General features: G+C 67.4%; 20 protein-coding genes and 1 other RNA gene. 13 read left to right on the top strand and 8 right to left on the bottom strand.

Annotated features, from left to right (window positions below; translation table 11 throughout):
- Positions 1-3: 3 nt before the first annotated feature.
- The gene (locus EL337_RS17350; RefSeq protein WP_126316611.1) at positions 4-1,296 is read left to right on the top strand and encodes a 13E12 repeat family protein; all 1,293 of its coding nucleotides are present in this window, start codon (positions 4-6) and stop codon (positions 1,294-1,296) included.
- Positions 1,297-1,325: 29 nt separating this feature from the next.
- Here EL337_RS17350 and EL337_RS17345 read toward each other — a convergent pair whose 3' ends face one another.
- Positions 1,326-1,760, bottom strand: coding sequence for a VOC family protein (locus EL337_RS17345; RefSeq protein ID WP_048631796.1), 435 nt, complete (start codon positions 1,758-1,760; stop codon positions 1,326-1,328).
- Positions 1,761-1,769: 9 nt separating this feature from the next.
- Complete coding sequence (locus EL337_RS17340) at positions 1,770-2,234, bottom strand: helix-turn-helix transcriptional regulator (RefSeq protein ID WP_048631795.1); 465 nt, start codon at positions 2,232-2,234, stop codon at positions 1,770-1,772.
- Positions 2,235-2,313: 79 nt separating this feature from the next.
- On the opposite strand from EL337_RS17340, the gene rnpB reads away from it, so the two are divergent.
- Positions 2,314-2,718: RNase P RNA component class A (rnpB, locus tag EL337_RS17335), an RNA gene on the top strand.
- Between the two features lie 13 nt (positions 2,719-2,731).
- Here the strand turns inward: rnpB and EL337_RS17330 are convergent.
- On the bottom strand, positions 2,732-4,237 hold the full coding sequence (locus EL337_RS17330) for a CYTH and CHAD domain-containing protein (RefSeq protein WP_048631794.1): 1,506 nt from the start codon (positions 4,235-4,237) through the stop codon (positions 2,732-2,734).
- A gap of 151 nt (positions 4,238-4,388) precedes the next feature.
- Between EL337_RS17330 and EL337_RS17325 the strand changes: the two genes are divergently transcribed.
- Complete coding sequence (locus EL337_RS17325; protein WP_048631793.1) at positions 4,389-6,170, top strand: fatty acyl-AMP ligase; 1,782 nt, start codon at positions 4,389-4,391, stop codon at positions 6,168-6,170.
- A 48-nt stretch (positions 6,171-6,218) separates the two neighbouring features.
- Complete coding sequence (locus EL337_RS17320; RefSeq protein ID WP_048631792.1) at positions 6,219-7,001, top strand: enoyl-CoA hydratase/isomerase family protein; 783 nt, start codon at positions 6,219-6,221, stop codon at positions 6,999-7,001.
- A 6-nt stretch (positions 7,002-7,007) separates the two neighbouring features.
- Here EL337_RS17320 and panB read toward each other — a convergent pair whose 3' ends face one another.
- Positions 7,008-7,859 carry a 3-methyl-2-oxobutanoate hydroxymethyltransferase gene (gene panB, locus EL337_RS17315; protein WP_048631791.1) on the bottom strand — a complete coding sequence of 284 codons (852 nt, stop codon included), beginning with the start codon at positions 7,857-7,859 and terminating at the stop codon, positions 7,008-7,010.
- A 165-nt stretch (positions 7,860-8,024) separates the two neighbouring features.
- Between panB and EL337_RS17310 the strand changes: the two genes are divergently transcribed.
- The 8 genes from EL337_RS17310 to EL337_RS17275 all read left to right on the top strand — a co-directional run bounded on the left by EL337_RS17310 (position 8,025) and on the right by EL337_RS17275 (position 18,956).
- The gene (locus EL337_RS17310) at positions 8,025-9,428 is read left to right on the top strand and encodes a WS/DGAT/MGAT family O-acyltransferase (RefSeq protein WP_048631790.1); all 1,404 of its coding nucleotides are present in this window, start codon (positions 8,025-8,027) and stop codon (positions 9,426-9,428) included.
- Positions 9,429-9,502: 74 nt separating this feature from the next.
- Complete coding sequence (locus EL337_RS17305) at positions 9,503-11,035, top strand: alpha/beta hydrolase (protein WP_197724120.1); 1,533 nt, start codon at positions 9,503-9,505, stop codon at positions 11,033-11,035.
- Positions 11,029-11,475 carry a GNAT family N-acetyltransferase gene (locus EL337_RS17300; protein WP_048631788.1) on the top strand — a complete coding sequence of 149 codons (447 nt, stop codon included), beginning with the start codon at positions 11,029-11,031 and terminating at the stop codon, positions 11,473-11,475. The genes EL337_RS17305 and EL337_RS17300 overlap by 7 nt, the downstream gene beginning before the upstream one ends.
- Before the next feature lie 58 nt (positions 11,476-11,533).
- The gene (locus EL337_RS17295; RefSeq protein ID WP_048631787.1) at positions 11,534-13,051 is read left to right on the top strand and encodes an alpha/beta hydrolase; all 1,518 of its coding nucleotides are present in this window, start codon (positions 11,534-11,536) and stop codon (positions 13,049-13,051) included.
- A 46-nt stretch (positions 13,052-13,097) separates the two neighbouring features.
- A complete protein-coding gene (gene glnA, locus EL337_RS17290; RefSeq protein ID WP_048631786.1) occupies positions 13,098-14,438 on the top strand; it encodes a type I glutamate--ammonia ligase in 1,341 nt (446 codons plus the stop codon).
- A 29-nt stretch (positions 14,439-14,467) separates the two neighbouring features.
- Positions 14,468-17,443, top strand: a complete 2,976-nt coding sequence (locus tag EL337_RS17285; RefSeq protein ID WP_048631785.1) for a bifunctional [glutamine synthetase] adenylyltransferase/[glutamine synthetase]-adenylyl-L-tyrosine phosphorylase — start codon at positions 14,468-14,470, stop codon at positions 17,441-17,443.
- Between the two features lie 26 nt (positions 17,444-17,469).
- Positions 17,470-18,099, top strand: coding sequence for a PaaI family thioesterase (locus EL337_RS17280; RefSeq protein ID WP_048631784.1), 630 nt, complete (start codon positions 17,470-17,472; stop codon positions 18,097-18,099).
- Positions 18,096-18,956 carry a TIGR03619 family F420-dependent LLM class oxidoreductase gene (locus EL337_RS17275; protein WP_048631783.1) on the top strand — a complete coding sequence of 287 codons (861 nt, stop codon included), beginning with the start codon at positions 18,096-18,098 and terminating at the stop codon, positions 18,954-18,956. Before EL337_RS17280 ends, EL337_RS17275 begins: the two co-directional genes overlap by 4 nt.
- On the opposite strand, the gene EL337_RS17270 is transcribed toward EL337_RS17275, so the two are convergent.
- Positions 18,940-19,482 (bottom strand): DoxX family protein, encoded by a 543-nt coding sequence (locus EL337_RS17270; RefSeq protein ID WP_048631879.1) that lies wholly within the window; start codon positions 19,480-19,482, stop codon positions 18,940-18,942. The genes EL337_RS17275 and EL337_RS17270 overlap by 17 nt on opposite strands.
- A gap of 115 nt (positions 19,483-19,597) precedes the next feature.
- Positions 19,598-21,034: a type I glutamate--ammonia ligase gene (gene glnA, locus EL337_RS17265; protein ID WP_048631782.1), complete on the bottom strand. Its 1,437-nt coding sequence runs from the start codon at positions 21,032-21,034 to the stop codon at positions 19,598-19,600.
- Between the two features lie 146 nt (positions 21,035-21,180).
- On the opposite strand from glnA (EL337_RS17265), the gene EL337_RS17260 reads away from it, so the two are divergent.
- The gene (locus EL337_RS17260) at positions 21,181-21,648 is read left to right on the top strand and encodes an RDD family protein (RefSeq protein ID WP_048631781.1); all 468 of its coding nucleotides are present in this window, start codon (positions 21,181-21,183) and stop codon (positions 21,646-21,648) included.
- Positions 21,649-21,653: 5 nt separating this feature from the next.
- Here EL337_RS17260 and EL337_RS17255 read toward each other — a convergent pair whose 3' ends face one another.
- Both EL337_RS17255 and EL337_RS17250 read right to left on the bottom strand, forming a co-directional pair.
- On the bottom strand, positions 21,654-23,468 hold the full coding sequence (locus tag EL337_RS17255; protein ID WP_048631780.1) for an amidohydrolase: 1,815 nt from the start codon (positions 23,466-23,468) through the stop codon (positions 21,654-21,656).
- 7 nt (positions 23,469-23,475) lie between these two features.
- On the bottom strand, positions 23,476-24,225 hold the full coding sequence (locus tag EL337_RS17250; RefSeq protein ID WP_048631779.1) for a DUF4191 domain-containing protein: 750 nt from the start codon (positions 24,223-24,225) through the stop codon (positions 23,476-23,478).
- Between the last annotated feature and the right edge of the window lies 1 nt (position 24,226).

Here is a 24,226-nt window from a genome sequence, read left to right as displayed (position 1 = left end):
GTCGTGTTCGAAAGTATGTTCGATATCGACAGGGATGCGTCGCAGGCGGAGTTGCGGGCCCTGGTCGAGCGCTGCGAACGACTGAAATCGGCCGCAGCCGCGGCGCAGGCCCGGGCCACCGCACTGTGGGCGGCCAAACGCCGCGACGCCGAGCAGGCGGCGGGAGTGTCCGCCCGCCGCCGCGGGAAAGGGCTCGCCTCGGAGATCGCGCTGGCCCGCCGCGACGCCCCGGTGAAAGGCAATCAGCACCTGGGGTTCGCGCAGGCGTTGGTCCAGGAGATGCCCCACACCCTGGCCGCCTTGGAGTGCGGGGCGCTCTCAGAATGGCGGGCCACCCTCATCGTGCGGGAATCGGCCTGCCTCACTGTGGAGCATCGCCGGCAGCTCGACGCCGAACTATGCGCCGACACCGCGAAATTCGACCACTGGGGCAACAACCGCGTCGAAGCCGAAGCCAAGAAGATCGCCGCCCGCCTCGACGTCGCCGCGGTGGTGGAACACAACACCAAAGCCGAACAGGACCGCTGCGTCACCATCCGACCCGCCCCCAACACGATGGCCTACGTATCGCTGCTGCTGCCGGTGGCCCAGGCCGTGAGCATCTACGCCGCACTCACCCGCCACGCCGACACCATCGGTGACGGCCGCTCGCGTCACCAGATCATGGCCGACACCGCCTGCGAACGGATCACCGGACGCGCGGTCACCGCACCGGTATCGGTGGCCCTGAACCTGGTCATGGCCGACACCACACTCGCCGGTGATGACACCGAGCCGGCCTGGCTCGACGGATACGGCCCGGTCCCGGCCGGGTTCGCCTGCAAGCTCACCGGCGACGCGGTCGCCGATGCCCAGGCCAAAGCGACGTTGCGCCGCCTCTACCGCCACCCCAGAAGCGGGCAGCTAGTCGCGATGGAATCCCGGGCCCGGATCTTCCCCAAAGGCCTTGCAAGGTTCATCGGGCTGCGCGACCAAACCTGCCGCACCCCGTTCTGCAACGCCCCCATCCGCCACCACGACCACGCCACCCCCGACCGCCACGGCGGACCCACCACCGCCCTCAACGGACTCGGCATGTGCCAAGCCTGCAACTACACCAAAGAAGCCCCCGACTGGACCGTCACCACCACCGACCACGACGGCGACCACACCGCCGAATTTCGAACCCCCACCCACGCGGTGTACCACTCCATCGCCCCACCACTGCCCGGAACACGCATCCGCCGACAACTCAGCCTCGTCGAAGGCCAACTCGGCATCGACATCATCACCTTCGAACCACGCACCGCCGCCTGACGAGAGGTGGACGACGTTGCGGCGAATTGCTAGGCGCCCGTGGGGATTTCCGCAAGCTGGGTGAGGCGGACGCTGTTGCCGGAGGGATCCCGGAATCCACAGTCGATGCCGTAGGGCATCTCGTGGGGTTCCTCGGTGAATTCCACGCCGCGCGCCGAGAGCTCGTCAAAGCTGGCGCGGCAATCCTGCGTGGTCAGGAATATGGTGCCCGCAAAACCCTTCGCGGTCAGATCGAGCACCTGCTTCCGTGTGGATTCGTCCATGACGGGCTCGCCGGGCACTGCCATCAGCACGATGGAGACGTCGTCCTGTCCGGGCGGCCCGACCGTCAGCCAGCGGAAGATGCCGTCGACGTCGGGCAGTGAAACATCTTGGCGCACTTCCATTCCGACCTTGTCGGTCCAGAACTTCAGCGCGACTTCCTGGTCGTGTACCCACAGGTGGGCCGAGGCGATCTTGATCATGGCCCGACGTTACGACGCGGGGGATCGGCCCGTCTTCTCCCCGTGTGCTGTCTTGGCCGCCGCGGTGACGCGACTGTCCGCCTTGGGGCGGGTGTCGCGGCTCAGAATGCAGCTCGGAATCCGCGCATGGACGGCGGCAGGCGGCATGGACGCGCGGTACGCCGCAGGGGGCAATCCGTAGGTGCGGGCAAAGCTGGTGGTGAACGAGCCCACGCTCTGCAGACCGACCATCACGCAGATGTCGGCCACCGACCTGTCGGTGTGACGCAACAGCGACGCCGCTCGCTCCAGCCGGCGCGTCTGCAGGTATGCGTGCGGCGATTCGCCGAAGCACCTGGCGAACATCCGACTGAAGTGGGCCCGCGACAGCCCGGCCGCCGCCGCCAGGTCGTCGACCGTGATCGGCTCCGAATACCGGGCGTCGACAAGATCCTTGGCCCGCATCAGATGGCGGGCAGGGGGAGCTTGCGCCATGGACCAAGTATGAGCCGTCGGCCCGGACGGACATTCATTACCGGAAACTCGCACCGAAGCATTACCGTGGTGGAGCGGATGAGCTGGCTGGGCGGCCGCGGCATCGAAAGTGTCGAGGAAAGTCCGGACTTCGCAGAGCAGGGTGATTGCTAACCGCAATCCGAGGCGACTCGCGGGAAAGTGCCACAGAAAACAGACCGCCGCCATAGTGCTTTCGGGTGCTGTGGCGGTAAGGGTGAAAAGGTGCGGTAAGAGCGCACCAGCACTCCGGGTGACCGGAGTGGCTAGGCAAACCCCACCCGAAGCAAGGCCAAGAAGGCCGCAACCTGGTTGCGGCCGCGCAGGCGTTCGAGGGCTGCTCGCCCGAGCCTGCGGGTAGGCCGCTTGAGGCACCCGGCAACGGTGTGTCCAGATGGATGGTCGCCGCTTCGCCGCCAGTCATGGCGGCGAGGAACAGAATCCGGCTTACAGGCCAGCTCATCCGCCCCCGACGACCGTCAGGACTTGACGGACTTGTCGAGCTTCTTCAGCGCGTCCTCGATCTGCTCCTCGCAGCGCTGAGCCAGGTCGGCTTCCTGCTGATACAGGATTCCGTAGGTGAAGGTGTCCTCGCCGGCGGTGTGGGCGACTTCGGCCTGCCGGCTCAGATGGGTGCGACTGACCACGCTGTCTTGATGGTCGCCCAGAAGTGACTGAATGGCCTTCGCGCGGTCAGCCACCTTGGTCTCGCCGGTCGCCGCAGCGGTGTATCGAAGCTGCTTGGCGCGCTTACGAATCCGGTGAAGCGCCTCGTCGGCGTCGACATCGGCATCTGCCGCGGCGCGGGCAGCCTTGGCGGCCTTGCGGACCCTCTTGTACGCGGAATCGATGGACAGCTCCTCGGGCGCCTCACCCGAGGCGCTCTGCGGCGGCCCGGTGGCGACCAGCGCCTCGAGCGCGTCGAGCAGCCGGAAGTACCGCTGCGACCGCATCGCCGTCAGCGACCGCTTCCAGCCCGTCTCGTACCGCTTCTTGGCGCCGTCGACCAGTCGTTCCCGCACCGGTCCCCGCACACTCGTGTCAGGCAGCTTGTCCAGCGCAGCTTCGTATCGCTCGGCCAAAACCTCCGCGTCCCGTGCGATGCCGAGGACACCCGCGAGCTCGCGCAGCTCGTCGAGAATCCACTCATGGTCGGCGAGGTCGAACGATCCCTCCGACGACTGCAGCAGGCTGCGGATCTTGCGGGTCGTCACCCGCATCTGGTGCACGGAATCCCAGGCGTCGGACCGGACCGCACGATCCCACTCCACCAGCTCGGCGATGTGCTGGGACACCGCGCGCCGCACCGCGTCCGTCGGCGCAGCGGTGGCGTCGTCGGCGGGCGCCACGTCGGCGCCGCTCGTCGCCAGCACCCGAGCGAGCTTCGACCCCCGCGCCGCCGGCGCGGCGCCGGCGTCCAGCAGCCGGTTGGTCAACCGGTCGAACACGTCCGTTCCGGTCCCCGGAGCCAACTCGAGCTCCCATTCGCGCCACGCCTGCTCGTCGCCGCCCACCGCGCTTGCGGTCACGTGGTCGTCGCAGAACTCGGCCACTGCAGAACCGTCCGGCCCGTACAGCCTCTCGACGACCCGCAGGGTGTCGATGCGCGCCACCGGCGTCAGAGGGCGATCACGCACGATGGCCAGCACCACGTCGCGCAAACTGTCCGGCACGGCCGGCTGGTCGGGCGACTCGTCATCGGAGAGAGGGGCGTGCACCTCGGTACGGGTATCGGTGCCGGCCGGCAACTTCAGATGCCATCCCTCATCGGTTCCGCCCGTGCGGCGGCGCAGCGTGATGCGGTGCCGGGCCAGGTCGTGGTCCGGAGTGTCGAAGTACACAGCCGCGAGGGACTGTGACGGTGCCCGCTCGACCCGCCCGACAGCGGCCAGGCCCTCAAATGAGGGCGACACCGTCGCCTCGACCACCTCGAACTTGCGCTCGGTCTCGGTGTATCTGGAGGTTGCAGGCGGTTTGGCGGCCATTGTCACCTTTGTCTCGGGCGTCGTTTCGGGGACCAAGCCTGCCACATCGAGATGAACCCGAATCGGCGCCGTCGCATCGGTTCAGCAGGAAAAACCGCCGCGCCCGCGAGTCGATACCCACTTTTGGGAGATCTACTCTTACAATTCTCTTATGAGTCGAGAGCTACGGCTCGAGGACTATCTCGATGCTGACGGCAATATCGTGATCCCGGCTGGGGTCACGCTGACCTCGTTCCTGGACGGGAACGTGGCCAGGCTTGGTGAATCGCCAGCATATCGATACCTCGACTTCGACCGCGACCGCACAGTCGAGCTGTCCTGGCGACAGCTCGGCGACCGGCTGCGCGCCGTCGGTGCCCGCGTCCAGCAGATCACCTCGCCGGGCGACCGGGTCGCGATCCTCGCCCCGCAGGGCGTCGAGTACGTCGTCGGCTTCTTCGCCGCAATCCACGCAGGCGCCATCGCCGTCCCGCTGTTCGCACCCGAGCTGCCCGGCCATTCCGAGCGCCTCGATGCCGTGTTCTCCGACGCTCAGCCGTCGGTCATCCTGACAACCACGGACGCCGCGGCGTCCGTCCGCGATTTCCTGCGCACCTTGCCCCGTGACCGGCGTCCACGCGTGATCGCGGTGGACGCGGTGCCTGACTCCGTCGGCAAGGAGTTCGTGCCCGCAGCACTGGACACCGACGGCATCGCCTATCTGCAGTACACCTCGGGATCCACCCGGGTCCCGGCGGGAGTGCAGATCACGCACCGTTCCGCCTGCACCAACGTCGTCCAGATGATCCTGTCCGTCGGCCTGGACTGGAACATCCGCAGCGTCAGCTGGCTTCCGCTGTTCCACGACATGGGCCTGCTGATGATCATGTTCCCGGCCCTGGTCGGCGCGGAGATCACGCTGATGTCGCCGCTGGCGTTCGTGCGTCGCCCCTACCGCTGGATCCGGGAGCTCGGCGCGTCCGACGCCCCCACTTTCGCCGCGGCCCCGAACTTCGCCTTCGAGCTGGCCGCTCAGCGCGGCCTCCCGCCGAACGGCGAGGAGCTCGACCTCAGCAACGTCGCAGGGCTGATCAACGGTTCGGAGCCGGTGAGCATCGCCTCGATCGACGCCTTCCACGCCGCATTCGCGCGGTACGGACTGGCGCCCACGGTGATCAAACCGTCCTACGGCATGGCGGAGGCCACCCTGTTCGTCTCCACCACCGCCGCGGAGTCCCGGCCGACCGCGATTCATCTGGACCGGCAGCAGCTCACCGCCGGCCGTGCCGTGCGCGTCGAGGCCGATCACCCGGATGCGGTGGCGCAGGTGTCCTGCGGCGCGGTGGCGCGCAGCCAGTGGGCGGTGATCGTCGATCCGGGCACCGACGCCGAGCTGCCCGACGGCCGGGTAGGGGAGATCTGGCTGCATGGCGACAACATCGGCCAGGGTTACTGGGGTCGCCGCGAGGAGACCGAGCTGACCTTCCAGAACAAGCTGCAATCCCGGCTGCTGCACGGCAGCCACGCCCAAGGCTCCAGCGACTCCGCGCTGTGGCTGCGCACCGGAGACCTCGGCGTGTTCATCGACGGCGAGCTCTACATCACCGGCAGGATCAAAGACCTCGTCATCGTCGACGGACGCAACCACTATCCGCAGGACATCGAGGCGACCGTCGCCGAAGCCTCCCCCGCGGTGCGTGCGGGATTCGTCGCCGCGTTCTCGGTGCCGGGAGACGGTCGTGAAGAGGTCGTCGTCGTCGCCGAGCGGGCGCCGGGGTGGGGTAAGGCCGATGCCGCTCCCATCGCGGAAGCGATCCGCGCGGCGGTGTCGCGCCGACACGCGCTTCCCATCAAGGAGATCAAACTTGTTGCTGCGGGCGTGATTCCGCGCACCACCAGCGGCAAACTGGCACGCCGGGCGTGCCGTGCGAACTATCTGGACGGAACTCTCTGACCCGTGGCGGTGGCGCCCTGCGCCGGCCGCGACGTTACAGTCCGGAGTGTGACTGACTTCCAGACCATCACCCTCGATCAGTCGGGTCCCATCGCCCGACTCACGTTGAACCGGCCCGAGGCCGCAAACGGCATGAACGACACCATGACTCGGGAACTGGCTGTCGCAGCGGCCCGCTGCGACACCCCGGCGACCAAAGTGGTGGTCATCACCGGGGCGGGGCGGTTCTTCTGTGCCGGCGGTGACCTCAAAGACTTTGCATCGGCGCCCAGCCGGGGTCGTCACCTCAAGGGGGTCGCCGACGACCTGCATCGCGCGATCTCGACATTCGCCCGGATGGACGCCGTGGTGATCACCGCCGTGAACGGCGTCGCCGCCGGCGCAGGCTTCTCGCTGGCCGTGTCCGGTGATCTGATTCTGGCGGCGGAGTCGGCGTCGTTCACCATGGCCTACACCCGCGTGGGTCTGAGCCCCGACGGCAGCGCGTCGTACTACCTGCCGCGGCTCATCGGCATCGCCAAGACCAAGGAGCTGATGCTCACCAACCGCACCCTGTCGTCGGACGATGCCGCGCAATGGGGTCTGGTCACCGAGGTGGTCGCCGACGACCAGCTGGCAGCGCGCGCGGATGCACTCGCCGACCAGATGAGCACGACCTCGGCCGGCTCCAACGGCGGGGTCAAGGCGCTGTTGCTGGACACCTTCTCCAACGGCCTGGAACAGCAGATGGAGCTGGAGGGTCGTCTGATCGCCCAGCGCGCGGAGACTGCCGACGGGCGAGAGGGTGTCGACGCGTTCCTGGCCAAACGCAAGCCGGTGTTCGGAACCTAGCGAGCCCTAGTACGAGTGCTCTTCGGCAGGAAAGGTGCTGCCGGCCACCTCGCGGGCGTAATCGGTGGCCGCGCGGCGCAACTCGTCGCCGACGGCACCGAAACGCTTGACGAACTTGGCGGTCTTGCCGTTGGTCATACCGGCCATGTCCTGCCAGACCAGCACCTGCGCGTCGCAGTTGGGTCCGGCGCCGATACCGACCGTGGGAATCGTCAACTTGCCGGTGATCTGGGTGGCCAGTTCGGCGGGCACCATCTCCATGACGACGGCGAAGGCCCCGGCCTCCTGGACGGCAATGGCGTCGTGGACCGTCTGCTCGGCGGCGTCTCCACGGCCCTGAACACGGAATCCGCCGAGGCCGTTGACGCTCTGCGGGGTGAAACCGATGTGGGCCATCACCGGGATGCCCGCGGCGGTCACGGTGGCGATCTGGTCGGCGACCCGCTCGCCGCCTTCGAGCTTCACCGCGTGCGCGCCGGTCTCCTTGAGCATGCGCGTCGCGGTCGCGAGCGCCTGCGCCGGACCTGCCTCGTAACTGCCGAACGGCAGGTCGGCCACGACGAGAGCGTGGGGCGCACCCCGAACGACGCCGCGGACCAGCGGGATCAGCTCGTCGAGGGTCACCGGCACCGTGGTGTCATAGCCGTAGACGACGTTGGCGGCCGAATCGCCGACCAGCAGAACCGGAATCTCGGCCGAGTCGAACACCGCCGCGGTGGAGTAGTCGTAGGCCGTCAGCATGGCCCACTTGTGACCCTCGGCCTTCCATTTGTGCAAATGGTGGGTGCGTACTTTGACACGTGGCCTGGGTGAATCAGTGGTTTCCGCGACAGCACCATAGACAGACTGCTCAGACATCGTTGTCGTCCCCTCAGAGGGTGGGTCGTTTCGAAGTCCTCGAGGCCGTAAAAGGTCCCCGGGTTTTCGCTGACACGCCAAGTGTGCCACTGCGTCACCAGAAGTTGAACAGCACGTTAAGTGGATTTGCTCACACCCGCAGCGGGCGGGCATACGATCTGCCACATGCAACGGCTCAGCGGACTCGACGCCAGCTTTCTGTACCTGGAGACCGCGTCCCAGCCGCTGCACGTCTGCTCGATCCTGGAGCTCGACACCTCCACCGTGCCGGGTGGGTACACCTTCGATCATCTGCGTGACGGACTGGAACTCCGGATCAAGGCGATGCCGGAATTCCGGGAACGGATCGCCGACAACCGGTTCAATCTGGATCATCCGGTGTGGTTGGAAGACAACGACTTCGACGTCGACCGTCATCTGCACCGGATCGGTCTGCCGTCTCCGGGCGGGCGCAACGAACTCGCCGAGATCTGCGGCCACATCGCGTCGTTACCGTTGGACCGCAGCAGGCCGCTGTGGGAGATGTGGGTCATCGAGAACGTGTGCGGAACCAGCGACGAGACAGCCAGGGCCGGGGGACGCATCGCGGTTCTGACCAAGGTGCATCACGCCGCCGTGGACGGCGTCACGGGTGCCAACCTGATGTCCAAACTCTGCACGACGGAGGCCGAGGCGCCTGCGCCCGATCCTGTCGACGGGCCGGGAGGCGGGAGCGACCTGGAGATCGCCGTCAGCGGCGCCGTCCGGTTCGCGACCCGGCCGCTGAACCTGGTCAACGTGGTACCCAACACCCTCTCGACCGTCATCGACACGGTCAAGCGCGCGCGAACCGGACAGGCCATGGCTCCGCCGTTCACCGCGCCCAAGACGGTGTTCAACGCCAACGTGACCGGCCGCCGCAACATCGCCTTCGCCCAACTCGACCTCGACGACGTCAAGACCGTGAAGAACCACTTCGGCGTCAAGGTCAACGACGTGGTGATGGCCCTTGTCTCGGGGGTGCTGCGCACGTTTCTGGCCGAGCGCGGCCAGCTGCCGGACAACTCGCTGGTGGCGATGGTGCCGGTCTCGGTGCACGAGAGATCCGATCGCCCCGGCCGGAACCAGGTCTCGGGGATGTTCGCCAAACTGGAGACCAGCATCGAGGATCCGGTGGAACGTCTCAAAGCCATTGCGTCCGCGAATTCAGTTGCCAAGCAACATAGTTCGGCGATCCCGGCGACACTGCTACAGGACTGGACGCAGTTCGCCGCGCCCGCGGTGTTTGGTGCGGCGATGCGGGTGTATGCGAGCAGCAGGCTCAGCGGCGCCCGGCCCGTGCACAACCTCGTGGTCTCGAACGTCCCCGGCCCGCAGGGGCCGCTGTACATGCTGGGGTGTGAGGTCAAGGCGATGTACCCGCTCGGACCGATCTTCCACGGGTCGGGTCTGAACGTGACCGTGATGTCGCTGTCGGGCAATCTCGACATCGGAATCGTGTCGTGTCCCGAGCTGGTGCCGGACCTCTGGGACCTGGCCGACGCCTTCGACCTGGCGATGAAGGAACTCCTCGCCGCGGCGAAAGAGTGACATCCCGGACATAGTGGCATCGCGCCGACGCGCCGTACCTGCGGCGATGACCGGTCATGGCAGCATGTGGTGCCATGACCTCCACGACCGGGTTCGCGCGTCCCGGCCTCCTCCTCGCCACGTCGGTATTGCTGCTTGCCGGCTGCAGCCAGGTCGTGGAGGGCAACGCCCTGATCTCGGTGCCCCGGCCCGGCTCGCCCATCAACTGGGGGCCATGCGAGACGGGGCCGTCCGACCAGGTGCGCATCCCGCAGGGAGCCGAGTGCGGCATGCTCTCGGTGCCCGTGGACTGGGACAACGTCGACGACCCCGACGGTGACGTCGCCCAGCTCGGCCTGCTCCGCATCAAGGCCACCGGAGAGAAGATCGGGTCGTTGATCATCAACCCCGGCGGGCCGGGGAAGTCCGGCAAGGAGTCGGCTGCGTCGATGGTCTCGGCGCTGCCGGAGGAGTTGCGGGAGCGATTCGATCTGGTCGGCTTCGACCCGCGCGGCGTCGCGAGCTCCACGCCCACGGTGTGGTGCAACAGCGACGCCGAGAACGACCGGCTGCGCGCCGACAACGTCGTCGAGTACACCCCGGAAGGGGTGGCGCACCTGGAGAAGCTCACCAAGGAGTTCGTCCAGCGGTGCGTCGACAAGATGGGCACCGACTACCTCGCCAACATCGGAACTGCCAGCGTCGTCAAAGATCTTGACGCACTTCGTCAGGCGCTCGGCGACGAGAAGCTGACCTTCCTCGGCTACTCCTACGGCACCCGGATCGGCGCCAGCTATGCCGAGGAGTTTCCGCAGAACGTGCGCGCGATGGTGCTCGACGGCGCGATCGATCCCAACGCCGATCCGGTGGAAGCCGACGTCCGCCAGGCCGCGGCGTTCCAGCAGGCGTTCGACGACTACGCCACCGACTGTGCGATCGACCCGGACTGCCCGTTGGGGACCGACCCCGCCAAGGCCGTGGACGTGTACCACTCGCTGGTGTGGCCGCTGGTCGACGAGCCCGCCGCCACCGCCGACCCGCGCAACCTGAGCTACAACGATGCCGTCGTCGGCACGATCCTGCCGCTCTACTCGCCCGGATTGTGGCGCCACCTGACCGCCGGCCTCACGGAGATCAAGCAGGGCAGAGGCGACACGATGCTGGCGCTGGCCGACCTCTACATGGGCCGCGACGCGCAGGGGCACTACAACAACGGCACCGACGTACGCATCGCGGTCAACTGTGTGGACAAGCCGGCCATCACCGACCGGGCGACTCTGGTCGAGCAGGACCGCCGGGTCAGGGAAGCGGCCCCGTTCATGGCCTACGGCGAATTCACCGGGCTGGCACCGATGTCCACGTGTGGGATGTGGCCGGTGCCACCGACGACCACACCGCACGAGATCAACGTCAACGGGCTGCCCCCGATCCTCGTCATCTCCACCACCAACGACCCCGCCACGCCCTACCAGGCAGGGGTCGACCTGGCCCGGCAACTCGGCGGCACGCTGGTGACTTTCGAAGGCACCCAGCACACCGTTGCGCTCCAGGGTGATTCCTGCGTCGACGACATAGTCACGCGCTACCTTGTCGACGTGACGGTTCCGTCCGCGGACACGCGATGCTGACCATCTCGGTGGTCGGGGAGTCCGATCTGCCGGAGCTGGCGCCGATGCTGCGCGGCTACTGCGACTTCTACCGCGTCGACCCGCCCGACGAAAAGCTGGCCGCGCTGTCACGGGCGTTGATCGCCGACCCGGACCAGGGGTTGCAGTTGATCGCACGCACGTCCGATGGTGCGCCGCTCGGCTTCGCGACTATCTACTGGACGTGGCAGACCTTGTACGCCGCGCGGGTCGGCGTGCTCAACGATCTCTACGTCACGCCGGAGGCCAGGGGCACCGGCACCGGACGGGCGCTGATCGCGCGCTGCCTCCAGCTGTGCCACGAACGCGGAGCCGAGAAACTCGTCTGGGAGACCGCCCCGGACAACGCGACGGCGCAACGTCTTTACGACGGGATCGGCGCCGAGAAGTCGACCTGGCTGACCTACGAGCTCGACGCCTGATAACGGCCCGGTCACCTTTGCGTCCCAGGCGCGCCGGGTACCGGGGTCCCGTGCAACGATGACTGCCATGTTGCGCGCCGGACGGCTGATCGCGGCGCTGGTCCTCACCATGGCCGCGCTGAGTCCTTCTGCCTGGGCGGCCCCGGTTGCGGTAGATGAGCCGTACTCCGTTGCGGCCGTGTGGAGTTCGTGCTCACAGTTCTTCTCCGGCGACTCGCCGATCCCGACTGCGCAGTGCGGGACCGTCGCCGTGCCCGTCGACTACGCGAAACCCGAAGGCGCCCAGGCCCAGTTGGCGGTCATCAAGGTGCCCGCCTCGGGATCGAAGATCGGAATGCTCGTCGTCAACCCCGGAGGACCCGGTGCCTCCGCTGTCGACACGGTGGCCTCGATGGGCGCCGCGCTGGCCGACACCGACATCCTCCGGCACTTCGACCTGGTCGGCATCGACCCGCGCGGCGTCGGGCATTCGACGCCCTCGCTGCGGTGCCGCACCGACGCGGAGTTCGACGCCTACCGGGCCGAGCCGATGGTCGACTACAGCCCCGCCGGGGTGGCCCACATCGAGGGGGTGCTGCGCCAGTTCGCGCAACAGTGCCTCGACCGGATGGGGGCGGAGTTCCTGGCAGGAGTCGGCACGGCGACGGCCGCGCGGGACATGGACGTCGTGCGCGCCGCACTCGGTGAGGAGCGCATCAACTATCTCGGCTTCTCCTACGGCACCCAACTGGGCGCCGTCTACGCGGCGCGCTACCCCGACCGCATCCGCGCGATGGTCCTCGACGGTGCCGTCGACCCCAGCCTCGACCCGATCACCGAGAGCCTCAACCAGATGGCGGGCTTCCAGCGCGCGTTCGACAACTACGCGGACTCCTGCGCCGAGCAGGCCGGCTGCCCCCTGGGTGCGGACCCGGCCCGGTTCAACGACCGCTTCCGCCAACTCGTCAATCCGCTGGCCGTCCGTCCGGCGGCCACGTCGGACCCGCGCGGCCTGGGCTACCAGGACGCGATCACCGGCACCGTCAGCAGTCTCTACTCACCGCGCTACTGGACCTACCTCACCAGTGGCCTCCTCGGGCTGGAGCGTGGTACCGATCCCGGCGACCTGCTCAAGCTCGCCGACGACTATCAGCAACGCGACGTCCTCGGTCACTACAAGAACCGCCAGGACGCGTTCACGGCGATCCGGTGCGTCGACTCCATCTACCCGACCGACCCCGCGGTGTGGGCCGACGCCGACCGGCGCGCCAGGCAGGTGGCCCCATTCGTGTCCTACGGCGAGTTCACGGGGTACGCCCCGCGCGACGTGTGTGCGCTGTGGCCCGTCCCGCCGACGCCCGTGATCGGCGCCGCCACCTCCCCGGGGCCGGGCAAGGTGGTCGTGGTGTCGACCACCGGAGACCCCGCCACGCCCTACGAGGCCGGGGTCAACCTGGCGCGGCAGATGGGTGCCAGTTTGATCAGCTTCACCGGCGCGCAGCACACTGTGGTCTTCAACGGCGACGCCTGCGTCGACACGGCCGTGGTCGACTTCCTGGTCGAGTCGACGCCACCACCCGTCGATTTACGGTGCTAGCAGCGCTGTAACACAGATTTAACAGGCGGAACCTACGCTTCGGGGCATGGATCGGCAGAAGGAATTCGTGCTGCGCACGCTGGAGGAGCGCGATATCCGCTTCGTCCGGCTGTGGTTCACCGACGTGCTCGGATACCTCAAATCGGTCGCGATTGCCCCTGCCGAATTGGAAGGTGCCTTCGAAGAAGGCATCGGCTTCGACGGCTCGTCGATCGAGGGCTTCGCGAGGGTTTCGGAAGCCGACATGGTGGCCCGTCCCGATCCGTCGACGTTCCAGGTGCTGCCGTGGTCCGACAGCTCCGGCAAGCACCATTCGGCCCGAATGTTCTGCGACATCACGATGCCCGACGGCTCCCCGTCGTGGGCGGACTCCCGGCACGTGCTGCGCCGGCAGCTGTCCAAGGCCAGCGATCTGGGCTTCTCCTGCTACGTGCACCCCGAGATCGAGTTCTTCCTGCTCAAGCCCGGACCCGACGACGGCACCCCGCCGATCCCGGCGGACAACGGCGGCTACTTCGACCAGGCCGTGCACGATTCGGCGCCGAACTTCCGCCGTCACGCCATCGACGCGCTCGAGCAGATGGGGATTTCGGTCGAGTTCAGCCACCACGAAGGTGCGCCCGGCCAGCAGGAGATCGACCTGCGGTACGCCGACGCGCTGTCGATGGCCGACAACGTGATGACGTTCCGCTACCTCGTCAAAGAGGTGGCACTCGGCGACGGGGTGCGCGCGTCGTTCATGCCCAAGCCGTTCGCCGAGCATCCCGGTTCGGCCATGCACACCCATATGAGCCTGTTCGAGGGCGACACCAACGCCTTCCACAGCCCCGATGACCCGCTGCAGCTCTCCGACGTCGGAAAGTCGTTCATCGCAGGCATTCTCGAGCACGCCACCGAGATCAGCGCTGTCACCAATCAGTGGGTGAACTCCTACAAGCGACTGGTACACGGCGGGGAAGCTCCGACGGCGGCGTCGTGGGGCGCGGCCAACCGGTCGGCACTGGTGCGCGTCCCCATGTACACGCCGCACAAGGTGTCCTCGCGCCGCGTGGAGGTGCGCAGCCCCGACTCGGCCTGCAATCCGTACCTGACATTCGCAGTGCTGCTCGCGGCAGGCCTGCGCGGCATCGAGAAGAACTACGTCCTGGGCCCGCAGGCCGAAGACAACGTCTGGAGCCTGACGCCCGAGGAACGCCGCGCCATGGGCTACAAGGAACTGCCCGGCAGCCTCGGCCACGCGCTCACCGACATGGAGAACTCCGAACTGGTCGCGGAAGCGCTCGGCGAGCACGTGTTCGACTTCTTCCTGCGCAACAAGCGCCGGGAATGGGAGAACTACCGCAGCCACGTCACGCCGTTCGAGCTGAAGAACTACCTGTCGCTCTAAGCCGGGTTCCGTCGCGCTACCTTGTTGGCGTGGCCAAACCCGTGACGCAGCGTCCCAAGCTGCCCGGCGTCGGTCGACTCGGACTCGTCGAACCGACGGCGCAGACCGACCTGGAGAGTCTCGGGTGGACCACCGACGGTCACGTCGAGCTGCTGTGGTCGCTGTCCCGCGCGCCGGACGCCGACACCGCGCTCAAGGCGGTGGTTCGCCTGTCGGAAGCACTCGGACCGGGGTGGGCCGAACTCAATGGGGCGTTGCTCAAGGACCGCGGGCTGCGCGGACGGCTGTTTGCGGTGCTCGGCTCGTCGCTCGCACTCGGCGACCACCTGATCGCCAACCCCGACTCGTGGCATCTGCTGGCGGGCACCGTCACGTTGCCGACCCCGCCGGAGTTGCGGGACATGTTCACCGAACGAGCCGACGCGGCCACCGATCCCGTCGCGGCCGTACCGCCCCTGCGCACCCTCTACCGGGATCGGCTGCTGGTACTCGCCGCGCTCGACCTCGCCTCGACGGTGGAGAACGAACCCGTGCTGCCGTTCACCGTGGTCGGTGAACACCTGTCCGACCTCGCCGACGCGGCGCTGGGCGCGGCGCTTCGAGTGGTGACGACGTCGGTGTCCGGGGACAAGCCGGCCCCGGCGCTCACCGTCATCGCGATGGGCAAGTGCGGTGCGCGCGAACTGAATTACGTCAGCGACGTCGACGTCATCTTCGTCACCGACGACGGCTCGCACAGCAGCCTGGCGGTGGCCACCCGCATCGCAGGCGAGATGATGCGGCTGGCCTCCGATGCATTCTTCGAAGTGGACGCCGCACTGCGGCCGGAGGGCAAGCAAGGGCAGTTGGTGCGGACACTGGATTCGCACATCGCCTACTACGAGCGCTGGGCCAAGACGTGGGAGTTCCAGGCGCTGCTGAAGGTGCGGCCTGCTGCTGGTGACATGGCGCTGGGGACGCGCTACGTCGAGGCACTGATGCCGATGGTGTGGACAGCGTCCGACCGCGAGGACTTCGTCCCCGAGGTGCAGGCCATGCGCAGGCGCGTCGAGGAACTGGTTCCCGCCGGTGTGCGAACCCGCGAGATCAAGCTCGGCACAGGCGGTCTGCGCGACGTCGAGTTCGCGGTGCAGCTGCTGCAGTTGGTGCACGGCCGCAACGACGAGTCGCTGCACGTGGCCTCGACCGTGAACGCGTTGGCTGCCCTCGGCGACGGCGGCTACATCGGCCGCGACGACGCCGCCAACATGACGGCGTCCTACGAGTTCCTCAGACTGCTCGAACATCGCCTCCAACTGCAGCGCCTCAAGCGCACCCACATGCTGCCCGAGGCCGACGACGAGGAGGCCATGCGATGGCTGGCGCGCGCGGCCCACATGCGGCCCGACGGCAGGCACGACGCGCTCGGTGTGTTGCGGGAAGAGCTGAAGCGCCAGAGCCACCGGGTGTCGCGGCTGCACGCCAAGCTGTTCTACCAGCCGCTGCTGGAGTCGGTCGGTCAAGACTCCCTCGGGCTTTCCGACGGGATGAAGGCCGACGCCGCTGCCCGTCAGCTCGCCGCGCTGGGATACGAAGGGCCGCAGAGCGCGTTGACGCATCTGGCCGCCCTGACCGGCGGCACCGGTCGGCGTGGGCGGGTGCAGCAGGTATTGCTGCCCACCCTGCTGGACTGGCTGTCGGACACCCCAGATCCCGACGCCGGGCTGCTGGCCTACCGCAGGATCAGTGACGAACTCGCCGATGCGCGGTGGTACCTGGCGACGCTTCGCGACGAGGGGGCGGTGGCCAAGCGGCTGATGCACGTGCTCGGCACCTCGGCGTACGTGCCGGAGCTGTTGATGCGCGCACCGGAGGTGATCCAGCTCTACGCCGACGGCCCCAACGGCCCGAAACTGTGCGACGTCGACGCAGAAAGTGCCGCACAGTCTTTGGTGGCGTCGGCGGCCCGCCACGCCGACCCGATGCGGGCGATCGCGGCGGCACGGTCGTTGCGGCGCCGGGAACTGGCCAGGATCGCCTCGGCGGACCTGCTCGGCATGCTCGACGTCACGGGGGTGTGTAAGCAGCTGACCTACGTCTGGGTCGCCGTGCTGCAGGCCGCGCTGGAGGCGATCATCCGTGCGAACTCGCCCGAGGGCGGCGCCCCGGCACGTATCGCGGTGATCGGGATGGGGCGGCTGGGCGGCGGCGAACTCGGGTACGGCTCGGACGCCGACGTGATGTTCGTCTGCGAACCCGTTGCAGGCGTTGAGGAGTCGGCCGCGGTGAAATGGGCGACGACGGTCGCCGAGCAGGTGCGCGCCCGGCTGGGCACACCGAGCGCCGACCCGCCTCTGGAGGTGGACGCCAACCTGCGGCCCGAGGGGCGGCAGGGCCCGCTGGTGCGAACGCTGGCCTCCTATGAGGCGTACTACACGCAGTGGGCGCAGCCATGGGAGGTCCAGGCGCTGCTGCGGGCCCATCGGGTGGCGGGCGACCTCGAGCTGGGCGAGCGGTTCCTGCTGATGGTCGACAAGACGCGGTACCCCGCAGGCGGCGCGTCGATGGAGACGGTGCAGGAGATCCGGCGCATCAAGGCCCGGGTGGACGCCGAGCGGCTGCCGCGCGGCGCGGACCCGAATACCCACACCAAGTTGGGTCGCGGCGGGCTCGCCGACATCGAATGGACAGTTCAGCTGCTGCAACTGCGCTTCGCGCACAAGATCCCGGCGCTGCACACCACGTCGACCCTGGACACGCTCAATGCGATCGGGGCGGCTGAACTGATCGCCGAGGGCGACCTGGAGTTGCTGCGCGAAGCGTGGCTGACCGCGACCCGGGCGCGTAACGCGCTGGTGCTGGTGCGCGGCAAGCCCACCGATCAGCTGCCCGGGCCGGGGAAGATGCTCAACGCTGTCGCGGTCGCCGCGGGCTGGCCCAACGGCGATGGCGGCGAGTTCCTGGACAACTATCTGCGGGTGACGCGCCGGGCAAAAGTTGTGGTGCTACGGGTTTTCGGAGGCTGAGCCGACTAATGGACTGGAGTGGCTGAGTGGAGTTCGCGTTCGATGTGATCAGTGCCGAGGACTACGCGCGCGAACGCGCGAGTTACGAACCGCTGACCGATGCACTGCGCACGCTGATCGACGTCGGTATCCACACCGCGGTCGACGACGCCACGGTGCAGGAGGCCCTCGGGCACCTTGAGGCGGCCACGCGACTGCTGCAACAGCAGGAGCGGGTGTCGACCTCGACGCTGCGGCACGCGGACACGGGACGGCCACTGGCGTGGGCCAATCCTGCTGTCGGACTGCGCAATGCGATCGCTCCGCCGATGATCATCGAGCACGAACCCGACGGGAGCTGCTGGAGCGAGTTCACGCTGGGACCCGCCTACGAGGGGCCGCCGGGATGGGTGCACGGCGGAATCTGCGCGTTGCTGCTCGACCACATCCTGGGGGAGGTGGCCAGCGAAGGCCTTAGCTTGCCGAAGTTCACCGGAACGATCAGCGTGAAGTACCTGCGGGGTACGCATCTGGGGCAGGTGCGCGCGGAGGCATTCGTCGAACGGTCCGAGGGGTTCAAGACGTTCGCGAAGGGATACCTGCGCGACAGTGAGGGCGTGACCGTGGAGGCCGAGGGCGTGTTCATCATGCCCGCGTGGGCGCGTGATGCCGGATGAAGTTCTACGTCTCGACGGCATTCCTCGACACTCGCGAGGCAGTGGAGATCGCCAAGGCGGCAGACGATCTCGGCTACCACGGGATGGCCATCCCGGATCACGTGATCAACCTGGAGACACTGCAGACGCCGTATCCGTACACCAAGGACGGCAAGCGGCGCTGGGAGGCGTTCACCGACTGGCCGGACCCGTGGGTGATGATCGGCGCGGTGGCGCTGGTGACTTCGCGACTGCGTTTCGTGACGACGGTGTACCTGCCGGGGATGCGGGATCCGTATTCGGCGGCGAAATCGATCGGTACCGCGGCAGTCCTGGCCGAGGGCCGGCTTGAGCTGGGCATCGGGGTGGGGTGGTGCCGCGAGGAGTTCGAGCTACTGGGTCAGCAGTTCGAGCGCCGGGGCAAGCGCACCGACGAGATGCTGGAGTTGATGAAGGCGCTGTGGTCGCCGGGCTGGACCGAGTTCTCCGGCGAGTTCTACACCGCGCCCCGCATGGAGATGGAGCCCACGCCGCCACCGATCCCCGTTTATGTCGGCGGCCTGTCCGACATCGCACTGAAGCGGGCGGCACGTCACGACGGCTGGATCGGGGATCTGATCAACACCGACCAGGCCTTGGAGCGGGTGGCCAAGGTGCGTGAGCTTCGTGCCGAAAAAGGCTTGGGCATGGATGATTTCGAGGTCATCACACCTCTGACCGACGCCTTCCTCCCGGAGCATTTCGCCCGCGCCGAGGCCGGTGGGATCACCGGCATCATCACGATGCCGTGGATGTTCTACAGCGGGCCCGACGCATCCCTGGACCAGAAGATCGACGGGATGCGCCGGTTCCGCAAGGACCTCAGCCTCGACGGCTGAAGCGGTCACGCAGGCCGGCGATTCCGCGGCGGCGCGGCACGGCTGCGGTGGTGCTGCCTCGCGTGTAGCCGGCGCGCTGTCCGGCGTACCCGGCACCGACGCGACGGCGGCCATCGACCGACAGGGTCCCGGCTCCGGTGGTGGCCAGCAGGAGGAACGCGAAGCAGAACAGGATCGCCAGTTCGCCGCCGTTGCCGCCCATCTGTGCGTCGAACGGCCAGAAGCTCGCCGGTGTCCCGCCGATGATGCCCCAGTGCTGCCAGAAGTAGGCCACGGCCATCTCGCCGGACGCGATGAAGGCCGCGATCCGGGTGAAGAAGCCGACGGTGATGAGGATGCCGAGCACGAATTCGATGACGCCGGCGAACCAGTACGGCCACGTGCCCACCGGAACCGCCTCGCCCAGCGGCCGACCGAACAGCTTCATCGTTCCGTGCAACGTGAACACCAGGCCGAACACGATGCGGAAAATGCTCAGCACGGGAGAGGAGTAGCTGGCCAGTCGTGCGTCCAGGTTTGCAGTCATGCCGTGAGCGTACATTAGCGGACCGCAGTCCGTTTCGAGTCTCACGGTATCGGAATCAAAACGAAAGCCGGGTGACACCCGTTGGTGTCACCCGGCCTTTGTAGAGCTCTACGACTTACACGTCGTAGTACAGCGCGAACTCGTAGGGATGCGGACGGATCTGGATCGGCATGATCTCGTTCTCCCGCTTGTAGGAGATCCAGGTCTCGATCAGGTCCGTGGTGAACACTCCGCCCTCGGTGAGGTATTCGTGATCCTCTTCGAGCTTGTCGATCACCGCCGCCAGTGACGTCGGCGCCTGCGGGATGTTCGCCGCCTCCTCGGGCGGCAGCTCGTAGAGATCCTTGTCGACCGGAGCCAGCGGCTCGATCTTCTTCTTGATCCCGTCGATGCCTGCCATCAGCATGGCCGCGAACGCCAGGTACGGGTTGCCCGAGCTGTCGGGGCAACGGAACTCGAGGCGCTTGGCCTTCGGGTTGTTGCCCGTGATCGGGATACGCACGCACGCCGAGCGGTTGCGCTGGCTGTAGACCAGGTTGATCGGGGCCTCGTAGCCCGGCACCAGACGCTTGTAGGAGTTCACCGTCGGGTTGGTGAACGCCAGCAGCGACGGAGCGTGGTGCAGGATGCCGCCGATGTAGTGCCTCGCCATGTCCGACAGCCCGGCGTAGCCCGACTCGTCGTGGAAGAGCGGCTTGCCGTCCTTCCACAGCGACTGGTGAGCGTGCATGCCGGATCCGTTGTCACCGAACAGCGGCTTGGGCATGAACGTCACGGTCTTGCCGTTCGCCCACGCCGTGTTCTTGATGATGTACTTGAACAACAGCACGTCATCGGCCGCGTGCAGCAGCGTGTTGAACTTGTAGTTGATCTCGGCCTGACCGGCGGTGCCCACCTCGTGGTGTCCGCGCTCCAGGACGAAGCCCGCGTTCTGCAGGTTCGTCGCCATCTCGTCGCGCAGGTCGACGTAGTGGTCGTACGGCGCGACGGGGAAGTAGCCGCCCTTGGGGCGCACCTTGTAGCCGCGGTTCGCGCTGCCGTCGGCCTCGAACGGCTCGCCCGAATTCCACCAACCCGACTCGGAGTCGACCTCGTAGAACGTGCCGTTCATCTTCGAATCGAAGGCCACCGAGTCGAAGATGTAGAACTCTGCCTCGGCGCCGAAGAAGCAGGTGTCGGCGATGCCGGTGCTGGCCAGATAGTTCTCCGCCTTACGCGCCACGTTGCGGGGGTCGCGCGAGTAGGCCTCGCGCGTGAACGGGTCGTGGACGAAGAAATTCAGGTTCAGCGTCTTGGCGGCCCGGAACGGATCGATCTGCGCCGTCTCGGGATCGGGCAGCAGCATCATGTCGGATTCATGGATCGACTGGAAGCCGCGCACCGAAGAACCGTCGAAGGCGAGGCCGTCCTCGAACACGCTCTCGTCGAACGCCGAAGCCGGGATCGAGAAGTGCTGCACGACACCCGGCAGATCACAGAAACGGATGTCGACGTACTCGACTTTCTCGTCCTTGATCAGCTTGAAGATGTCGTCTGAGGTCGTTTCTGCCACTGCTTGCTCTCCTTAACTTGGTAACCCGCTGGTGACGCTATGGACGCGATGTTGCGCTGCAGTCAACCGCGTGTTGCGTGGACGTTACGCATGCCTTATTCCGCGGCCACACCGATGCACACCTCGCCGACACCTATCCTTACAGCATGGCGCGCACCATAGGGTCCTGGCTGTCGGGACCGACGCAACCCAACGGCGCCGACGACCGATCCGCGTATCCCGGTGAACGGCTCGGGCTCCCCGAGTCCGGCCCCGGCTCGATCGCCCGATTCGGGCGTCGTATCGCCGCGCTGTGCGTCGATTGGCTGGTGTGTTACGGCCTGGCTGCCCTGGCGATGACCGTCGGCTGGGTGAGCATGGCGAACCTGTCGACCGCGGTGCTCGTGGTCTGGCTGGTGCTCGGCGTGGTGTCGGTGCGGCTGTTCGGCTTCACCCCGGGGCAGCTCGTTCTCGGCCTCAAGGTGGTGGCTGTCGACAATCGCGACCATGTGGGACTCGGCCGCGCGGTCGCGCGCGGCCTGCTGATCACCCTCGTGATCCCGGCGCTGTTCACCGACTCCGATCTGCGGGGCCTGCACGACCTCGCCACCAAGACCGCCGTCGTCAAGCGCTAGCCCTCTCAGGCCTGGTGGACGACCCTGCCGTTCATCATCGTCATCGCGACGTTGGCCGTGTGGATGTCGTGCGGGTCGACCTCGAGGATGTTCTTGTCGAGCACGATGAGATCGGCCAGCTTGCCCGTCTCGATGGAGCCGACCACGGCATCCAGCCGGATCTGGTAGGCCGCGCCCATCGTGTTGGCGTGGATGGCCTCAGCGACCGGCAGGCGCTGATCCGCGGGCGCCAACACCTCGGCGTCGGGCTCGCCGATCAGCTGGCGGGTGACACCGATCTGGATGGAGTCGAGTGGCTTGTAGGTGGAGAAGTACCCCGCCGCAGGCCAGTCGGTGCCCAGCGAGATACGTCCACCGGACTTCAGTACGTCCTGCGGGCGGTACAGCAGATCCTTGCGCGGAGCTCCGTAGCGGGCGCCCATGTTCGTGATCGTGTCGGGGTCGGCGGAGAGCCAGTTCGCGGAGAACTGCGCGACGACGCCGAGCTCGCCGAAACGCCGGCTGTCAGGATCCTCCACGTAGACCAGATGCGCGACGGTGTGGCGACGGTCCCGTGGCGGATTGGCGGCGATCGCGTCCTCGATGGCATCGAGGGCCACCCGGGCCGTGCGGTCACCGCAGGCGTGCACGTGCACGTCGAAACCAGCCGCGTCGGCAGCCCGGATCAGCTGCTGCCACTGGTCGACGGTGAACGGTGAACTGCCGATCGAGTCCGGTTTGTCGGCGTACGGCTCCAGCAGCCAAGCGGTGTACCCGCCCTGGGTCCCGTCTCCGACGATCTTGAGAACCGAAGCCTGTACCAGCTCAGAGGACACCCGCTCGTGAGTCTCGGTCAACTGTGCCACCGCGTCGTCGACAGGCGGGCCCTTCACGCTGTATGCGGCGACAACCCGGAACGGCAGCTGGCCCTGCTTCTCGGCGGCGGTGTACAGGCCCAGGATCGCGGCTTGGTCGTCACCGATCGGCGGAACCCCGGCGTCGAAGACCGACGTGATGCCGGCCTGCGAGGCCTTCGGCGTCCACGATGCCAGCAGCGCCGCCATACTTTCGGCCGAGATCGGTTCGATCGCGTTGACGACGTTGAGCTCGGCGACGACTTCCAGCACGTAGCCGGTCGGGTTGCCGTCGGCGTCGCGCGCGTAGTAGCTGAACCCGGGAATCGGGTCGGGGGTGTCGCGGTCGATTCCGGCCATCTGCAGGGCTTTGGTGTTGACCCAGAGGCTGTGGCCGTCGATCGCGAAGAAGAAACCCGGACGGTCGGGCAGCACCTGATCCAAGTCGGCCGCCGTGGGGCCGTCGGGCCCGAACATGTCCACGCGCCAACCGAATCCGCGGACAACGCCGTCCGGGTTCTCTTGGGCGTACTTCGCGATAGCGGCCAGCGCATCCGCGCGAGTGGGCACCTGCAGGTCCACCCCCGAGGTCAGGAACGCGCCCATGAACGGGTGGATGTGCGCCTCGACGAATCCCGGCATCAACAGCCGGCCGTTCAGGTCGACGACCTGCGTACCGCTGCCCGCCAGTGCCATCGCACCGGCCTCGTCTCCGACGTAGGTGATCGTGTTACCGGTGACCGCGACGGCGTCGGCCCACGGTGCGGACTCCGTCACCGTGTACACGCGGCCATTGCGGAACACGTAATCCGCGTCGGGGGAGTCCGCGGGTGTGACCTCGCCACCCGCGTCCGGGCCCACGGAGCAGGCGGCCGCCGTCACGGCGAGAGTGGTCACGGCGGCGGCCCGCAGCGCGCTCCGGCGTGTCAGTGCCGCACGGCGTCCGAACGCGGCGAAATGAGGGGCCCATTCGCACGCGATGCACATGCGCCGGTCAACGCCTCCGCACAGTGCGTTGCACACCACGCATCTTGGCCTGTGCCGGGAGCGGGCCCTTGGGCATCGCGGCCGGACCCACCTTGGTGCCGAGCGCCACCAGCCGAGACTCCAGCGAGTCCATCTGCTTGACGGTGATGTTGGCGGGCAGCTTGTTCAGGTGACGCTCCAGCTTGGACAGCGGAACCTCGCCCTCGCCGTTGCCGATGACGACGTCATAGATCGGGGTGTCGCCGATGAGCCGCGCGGTGCGCTTCTTCTCTTGCGCCAGAAGCGGCTTCACCCGCGACGCGGAGCCTTCGCCGACGAAGATGACCCCGGGACGGCCGATCACGCGATGCACCGCGTCGAAGTGCCCCGTCGCGGCCACACCGGGGGTCACCCGCCACTTGCCGCGCAGGTTGTCCAGCGCCCACGCGGCCGCGCCCGTCTGACCTTCGGCCTTGCGGTACACCGATTTCTGCGCGCGACGACCGAAGATGATGAACGCCACCAGCGCGCCCAGCACAACGCCCAACGGGATCAACATGTACGTCGTGAAGCCGCCCGCGAAGATCCCTCCGACCACCGAAATGGCCACGATCAGCACGAACGCGCCGATCATGTACGGAAGAAGGCGCTTGTCCTCTTTCCGCTGGATCTGGAACGCCTGCCACAGCTGACTACGCCGCTGCTTGGATGCCGCCTTGCGGGTCGCCTTCGCCTCGGCCTTGGCGGCCTTGGTCTCCGCAGCATTACGCTTCGCCATT

The organism is Mycolicibacterium aurum, assembly GCF_900637195.1.
Lineage (GTDB): Bacteria > Actinomycetota > Actinomycetes > Mycobacteriales > Mycobacteriaceae > Mycobacterium > Mycobacterium aurum.
Note: the sequence above shows the minus strand (reverse complement) of the source record. Positions and strands in the feature narration are given on the sequence as shown.

Excerpts from the sequence above, each read along its gene's own strand:
- panB (WP_048631791.1), bottom strand. The coding sequence starts at position 7,859 with ATGTCTGAGCAGTCTGTCTATGGTGCTGTCGCGGAAACCACTGATTCA.
- EL337_RS17295 (WP_048631787.1), top strand. The coding sequence starts at position 11,534 with ATGACTGCCATGTTGCGCGCCGGACGGCTGATCGCGGCGCTGGTCCTC.
- EL337_RS17345 (WP_048631796.1), bottom strand. The coding sequence starts at position 1,760 with ATGATCAAGATCGCCTCGGCCCACCTGTGGGTACACGACCAGGAAGTC.
- EL337_RS17325 (WP_048631793.1), top strand. The coding sequence starts at position 4,389 with ATGAGTCGAGAGCTACGGCTCGAGGACTATCTCGATGCTGACGGCAAT.
- EL337_RS17340 (WP_048631795.1), bottom strand. The coding sequence starts at position 2,234 with ATGGCGCAAGCTCCCCCTGCCCGCCATCTGATGCGGGCCAAGGATCTT.
- EL337_RS17330 (WP_048631794.1), bottom strand. The coding sequence starts at position 4,237 with ATGGCCGCCAAACCGCCTGCAACCTCCAGATACACCGAGACCGAGCGC.
- EL337_RS17310 (WP_048631790.1), top strand. The coding sequence starts at position 8,025 with ATGCAACGGCTCAGCGGACTCGACGCCAGCTTTCTGTACCTGGAGACC.
- EL337_RS17270 (WP_048631879.1), bottom strand. The coding sequence starts at position 19,482 with ATGACTGCAAACCTGGACGCACGACTGGCCAGCTACTCCTCTCCCGTG.
- EL337_RS17300 (WP_048631788.1), top strand. The coding sequence starts at position 11,029 with ATGCTGACCATCTCGGTGGTCGGGGAGTCCGATCTGCCGGAGCTGGCG.
- EL337_RS17305 (WP_197724120.1), top strand. The coding sequence starts at position 9,503 with ATGACCTCCACGACCGGGTTCGCGCGTCCCGGCCTCCTCCTCGCCACG.
- glnA (WP_048631786.1), top strand. The coding sequence starts at position 13,098 with ATGGATCGGCAGAAGGAATTCGTGCTGCGCACGCTGGAGGAGCGCGAT.
- EL337_RS17275 (WP_048631783.1), top strand. The coding sequence starts at position 18,096 with ATGAAGTTCTACGTCTCGACGGCATTCCTCGACACTCGCGAGGCAGTG.
- EL337_RS17260 (WP_048631781.1), top strand. The coding sequence starts at position 21,181 with ATGGCGCGCACCATAGGGTCCTGGCTGTCGGGACCGACGCAACCCAAC.
- EL337_RS17250 (WP_048631779.1), bottom strand. The coding sequence starts at position 24,225 with ATGGCGAAGCGTAATGCTGCGGAGACCAAGGCCGCCAAGGCCGAGGCG.
- EL337_RS17255 (WP_048631780.1), bottom strand. The coding sequence starts at position 23,468 with ATGTGCATCGCGTGCGAATGGGCCCCTCATTTCGCCGCGTTCGGACGC.